The 4,911-nt window shown below is 58.6% G+C and carries 5 protein-coding genes; all 5 read right to left on the reverse strand.

Annotated features, from left to right (window positions below; genetic code table 11):
- The coding region (locus M3436_19225) for a molybdopterin-dependent oxidoreductase (protein MDQ3566121.1) at positions 1–749 on the reverse strand (749 nt) is incomplete at its 3' end.
- Between the two features lie 130 nt (positions 750–879).
- Complete coding sequence (mscL, locus tag M3436_19230; protein MDQ3566122.1) at positions 880–1,281, reverse strand: large-conductance mechanosensitive channel protein MscL; 402 nt, start codon at positions 1,279–1,281, stop codon at positions 880–882.
- A gap of 241 nt (positions 1,282–1,522) precedes the next feature.
- Complete coding sequence (locus M3436_19235) at positions 1,523–3,049, reverse strand: MBOAT family protein (protein ID MDQ3566123.1); 1,527 nt, start codon at positions 3,047–3,049, stop codon at positions 1,523–1,525.
- The gene (locus M3436_19240) at positions 3,039–4,049 is read right to left on the reverse strand and encodes a hypothetical protein (protein ID MDQ3566124.1); all 1,011 of its coding nucleotides are present in this window, start codon (positions 4,047–4,049) and stop codon (positions 3,039–3,041) included. The genes M3436_19235 and M3436_19240 overlap by 11 nt, the downstream gene beginning before the upstream one ends.
- Before the next feature lie 283 nt (positions 4,050–4,332).
- Positions 4,333–4,497, reverse strand: coding sequence for a LuxR C-terminal-related transcriptional regulator (locus tag M3436_19245; protein ID MDQ3566125.1), 165 nt, complete (start codon positions 4,495–4,497; stop codon positions 4,333–4,335).
- Positions 4,498–4,911: the final 414 nt, after the last annotated feature.

Here is a 4,911-nt window from a genome sequence, read left to right on the forward strand (position 1 = left end):
CCGACTCTGATCGACACCAGATGCTTGACCCAATAAGTGGCCGTCCAACCGGGGACCACCAGGCGAGCCGGATAGCCGTTCCAATGTGGTAGCGGTTCCCCATTCATCTCGAAGGCGATGATGGTATCCTCGTCCAACGCCTTCCACAACGGAAGGCTTTTGATAAAGTCCGGTGTTTTAGCGACGAGCGGCGCATCCGCGCCATCGAAGGCGACTTCCAGGGCGCCGTTCTTGAACCCGACGCGGCGCAGCACGTCTCCGAGGCGCACACCGCTCCAACGCGCGTTACCCATGGCGCCGTGACCCCATTGGACGCCCGGCGCGCGCGGCTCGAATAAGCCCCGGCGGTTTCCCGCGCACTGGTTCACGGCCGCGATCTCCACGTGCTCGAAGCCGCGCAGCAAGGTTTCTAAACTAAACTCCGAGACGTTCTTGACGGCATCGCCCTCGATACGCAACCGCCACGACTTGCTGTCGATACGCGGAATGTTCGCGAGGTGATAGCGGACAAAAAAAGCGTCATTCGGCGTGAAGACCTCATTAAAGTGATGGACTGGCGTCTCGAAATTCGGCGGCCGGTAGGTGCGCCGGATAAGCGTCCTTTTGCCGGGAAGAACCTCAAGAGGCGCTGCGGCGAGCGCATCATGTTCGCCCCCGAACGCGCGTGCGACCCTAGGCATGAGCGCATCCCCCGCTAGCGCAAGAGTGGCTCCGCCCAGGCCTTTGAGGAAATCTCTCCGTTGCGGCATAGACCCCTCCCGCCGTGTAGTTAGAGTATGCCCCTAGAGTCTAGCAAACGACTTTCGGTAGTGCTATGGATGACGCCGGCGAGATGAAGGTCCGTTAGCGGAGCCTGGCTCCTTTAATGACATCTTCTGTTTACCTACGCTCCCTCATCAGGTCTCGAATTTCCGTTAACAGCACCTCTTCGTTCGACGGTGGCGGCGGCTCCGCAGGCGCTTCATTTTGTTTTTTCAGGGCATTCATCGCTTTTATTGCAATGAAAATAGCAAACGCGACGATGGTGAAATCGAATAACGTTTGGATAAATTTACCATAGTTCAACGTGACTGCGGGGACTTCCCCCGCGGCTGACTGCAACGTAATCGCCAGATCGGCAAAGTCGACACCCCCGACAAGAAAACCGATCGGAGGCATGATGACATCCTCTACGAAGGATGACACGATTTTTCCGAAGGCGGCGCCGATGATGATACCGACGGCCATGTCAACCACGTTGCCCCTCACCGCAAAGGCTTTAAATTCTTGCAATATGCTCATTGTTTTCCCCCTTAGGACTTTAACGTTACGTTGTTGATCGGTAACCAAAATCCTACTGTAACTTATTTAAGGAGTGCGAAGGAACAACCGCACCCGTATCGGTGGGACATGTCGGTTGAACAGTTGTTAATTCCCCAGGAGCCGAGCTAGGACGGACGGTCCTTTTTGTCTCTTTGGCGGAGGGCGACTTAAAAAATAAGAAAAAGGATAGATCCTTTGAAGGGCAGCTACAGGTCCGGATCTAGAACTGGAAGTAGAGAAATTCGCTAACCCTGGACAACTGGGTGACCGAGAACAGCAGCATCGCTGCCGTAGCGGACGCCCAAAGCAGATTGGGATGCCAGACCAGCGGCTGACGATGCCCAGCTCGATCGATCCATTCCTGCGAGTTGGGCCCGAACACTGCCACGGCAAACAGGCCGGCTATAAACACCAGGCGGTCAGCGGCCAGCAGGCGCTTCACGATCTCGCTACCCCCGGGCCAGCCTGCGAACGGAGCGATGGCCGCTGGCTCGACCGACGCTGGGCCTAGGCCAACGAGGCCATGGCTTCCTCCCATGGCTGAGAGCAGGTTCAGGGCCGCGCCCATAGTTTCCGCACGGAAGACCACCCAGCCCAGGATGACGGCCAGCAAGGTGAGCAGGCGGGCTAGACAACGGCCCCAGCGCGTCCCGCCACCTACCGGGAAGCCGAGTGCGGCACGCACCGCATGCCAGGCATGATTAACAAACAAAAACAGGCCGTGGAGCGCGCCCCAGAACACGAAGGTCCAACCAGCGCCGTGCCAGAGTCCGCCGAGAAGCATGGTGAGGAACAGATTGAGGTAGCGCCGTCCCTGGCCGGATCGGTTGCCTCCCAGTGGGATGTAGAGATAATCCCGTAGAAAGCGCGACAAAGTCATGTGCCAACGGCGCCAGAAGTCGATGATGTTGACCGCCTTGTAGGGCGAATTGAAATTATAGGGCAGCTCGATACCGACCATACGCGCTAATCCGACGGCCATGTCCGAATAGCCCGAGAAGTCGAAATAGAGCTGCAGGGTGTAGGCGAGCACACCCGTCCAGGCCTCAAGCGCGCTTATCGGCGCTCCCTCGGATGCTGCCGCAAATACGGGCGAGGCAAAACTCCCCAGCGTGTCGGCCCAAACGACCTTCTTGAACAGCCCGATGGTGAAAAAGGTGAGACCCACCGCGAAGTTGTCATGGCTGAAGCGGAACGTAGCCCGCTGCGCGAACTGCGGCATGACCTCGTGATGATGCACGATTGGCCCGGCGATGAGCTGCGGAAAAAAAGCGACGAACAAGCAGTAGTCGATGAGGCTGTATTCCTCTACTTGTCCCCTGGCCGCATCGACCAGATAGGCAATCTGCTGAAAGGTATAAAAGGAAATCGCCAGAGGCAGCAGCACCGACTGCTCGCCTAGGTCGAACCCAAAGAGAGCCTCCAGACTACCGGCGAAGAAACCGGCGTACTTGTAGTAGCCGATCAGCGCCAGGTTGCCGGCGATACCAAATGCCAACAGCGGCCGCCGCAGCGGCGCGGCCCGCCGCGCAGCGCGCGTCAGGCGAACTCCCACGCTAAAGTTGAACAGCATGCTGGCGGCGAGCAGAATGAGATAGGGCGGATCCCACCAGCCATAGAAGAACAACGACGCGCTGGTAAGCCAAGTCAGGGCGGGCCGCGGGGACGGCAGCCGGCCGAGCAGGTAGTAGACTCCCAGGGTGACGGGCAAAAAGCCGAAGAGGAAGACGTAGGAGTTAAAAAGCATGTCTGCTCGCCACACGATGGGCGGGCTGCATCCTCCGTTTTTCGAGCTCATGCAACAGATACCGCATGAAGGTCGGGACCGAAGCCGCGTGGATATGGGCCGGATCAGTGAAGTCCTGATCGGTCAGCTCAAGCCCCTGGGCGGCATCGATTAGGACCGCGCGCTGGGGATGGACATGGCTGGCCACGGCGGCGCGGAAGGCCCGGTCGCGCACGCCCTGCGGGTCATATTTGTGCAACCAGGCCGGCATGGGTGGGAGCAGCACGCCGACAAAGTTAATACCACGCGCCGCAAGTGTGTGGCTCAGCTCTCGCAAGTGCGTGAAGCAGGTCTCATCCACAATGACATCCTCACGAGGGTCGGGCTCCAGCTCGAGGGGTGACCAACCGTACTGGTCCATGTTCTCAAGGATGTTGGGCGGATCGAGCACGAACCGGAGAAACGGCGCCGGTCGAAAGTTCTTAAAATAGAGATACCAAAGGCTACGCCGCTCGAAGATATACGCAGCCGCCTCGTTGGCACTAAAGAATTCCGTCGGGTTAGAAGCGCAATCGGAGAAGTCCCGCATGGCGAGAACGCTCAGCACGGTGTTTACTTGGGGCATATGCGCCAGGTAAAACTTGGTTAAGACCGCAATCTGATTGGTGCGGAGAAAGCATGGCGCGGCATTTATCGGCTTGACAGCTGGCCCGTAATGCCGACGGAGTGCCCCCGCATCTAAGCTGTGGGCCGTCACTGATGAGCCAACTGCAAGCAACGTGATCTTCGAAAGATCGGTCTTGTGCAGGAATTTAAATTTCTCGTCGATACAATCCGTCGCGGTGATGGGTGGCGCCGGCAACCGCCCGCTTCGCTCCAGCCATAAGAGTCCCGCCGCCCAAAGCAGCAGGAGCAGCAGCAGCCACGCGAGCACGGCCAGATTGTATGCCCGAGCAAGCGGTCGAACGGCGAACGCCATGCGACCCTCTTGCATGGGAAGCTTGTCATTCTCTAGCAGCATGCTACCGGCAGCTCCGGCCGTCCTCTGATCCTTACCTGACGAGAATGCTAATACAGGCGCGGGACCCCGTCTGTCAGGGATACCTGCGTCACTTATCAGGGATGCCTTACATACGCTAGCGCGGACCGGCGCCGACGTTGAACCTCGACGGTTGGGGATCGGAGGATTCAGTACGCCTACAGCGACGCATGGCGCCAGCCTGGGCCCCAGGGTGGCTGCGTTACAGCTTGCGTAAGGCACCTGACACGGCGGGGCCACGCCAGGGCGGGACCGCGATAGATGACTACTTGATGAGCGTATGGCGAGTGCAGTACTGCACCAGATCGGCGTTGGTCTTGAGACCCATCTTTTGCAGAATCCGACTGCGGTAGGTGCTCACGGTCTTGGGGCCGAGCGCCGACTCCTCGGCTATGGCGGTGAGCGCGGCACCCGTGGCGATGCGCAGCATGATCCGGAATTCTTGCCGCGACAGGCGCTCGTGGGGTAGTTACCCTGCGCCGTCGAGGAACTCCACGGCGATCTGCTTGCTCAATTCCGGCTCATCGGTAATCCCCTGGCTTTGCCGAACGACCCATCGGATGATGCAGGGGACAGAGACGGCATTTCAAGTCCAGTGAGCCAGAATCCCAGCCACTGACCCCAAGAGCCACGTCCACGACTATGCTAACCTTTGGGAAGGATACATGTCACCTGCAAATACGATGGTAGATAATGGTAGATCACTTATCCCTTTAGGGAAGCTCTGAACAAGTAATCGAAAATGGTTGCGCGGCGTGCATACGAATCGATTTCAGACGGAAACGCGGCCGTGAGGCCCATTTTTCATCGTTCAGGGGGCCATGTTCGCCCCGTTTGCCATACT

Source organism: Pseudomonadota bacterium (genome assembly GCA_030859565.1).
Taxonomy (GTDB): domain Bacteria; phylum Pseudomonadota; class Gammaproteobacteria; order JACCXJ01; family JACCXJ01; genus USCg-Taylor.

Coding starts and splice junctions, on each gene's coding strand:
- M3436_19240 (MDQ3566124.1), bottom strand. CDS start 4,049: ATGCTGCTAGAGAATGACAAGCTTCCCATGCAAGAGGGTCGCATGGCG.
- M3436_19245 (MDQ3566125.1), bottom strand. CDS start 4,497: ATGCTGCGCATCGCCACGGGTGCCGCGCTCACCGCCATAGCCGAGGAG.
- mscL (MDQ3566122.1), bottom strand. CDS start 1,281: ATGAGCATATTGCAAGAATTTAAAGCCTTTGCGGTGAGGGGCAACGTG.
- M3436_19235 (MDQ3566123.1), bottom strand. CDS start 3,049: ATGCTTTTTAACTCCTACGTCTTCCTCTTCGGCTTTTTGCCCGTCACC.